We start from the raw sequence: 237 nt of genomic DNA, 5'->3' as shown, positions 1-237 counted from the left end.
CATTCCTCTTCGTGCACATGTTCGACACCGCCGGCACCCTGATGGGCGTGGCACAACGGGCCAACCTGGTGGCGCCTGATGGGCGTATCGAAAACCTGTCACGGGCGTTGAAAGCAGACAGTGCGTCCAGCGTATTCGGCGCGGTGGTCGGCGTGCCGCCGGTCACCAGCTATGTAGAAAGTGCCGCAGGCGTGGCCGCCGGTGGCCTGACTGGCCTGACAGCTGTGGTGGTGGGGC

The 237-nt window shown here is 65.4% G+C and carries 1 protein-coding gene; it reads left to right on the top strand.

The window, feature by feature from the left end; genetic code table 11:
- The coding region (locus tag SB756_RS35225) for a solute carrier family 23 protein (protein WP_410913901.1) at positions 1–237 on the top strand (237 nt) is incomplete at both ends.

The organism is Pseudomonas sp. SIMBA_068 (assembly GCF_046534705.1).
Classification (GTDB): Bacteria; Pseudomonadota; Gammaproteobacteria; order Pseudomonadales; family Pseudomonadaceae; genus Aquipseudomonas; species Aquipseudomonas putida.
Note: the sequence above shows the minus strand (reverse complement) of the source record. Positions and strands in the feature narration are given on the sequence as shown.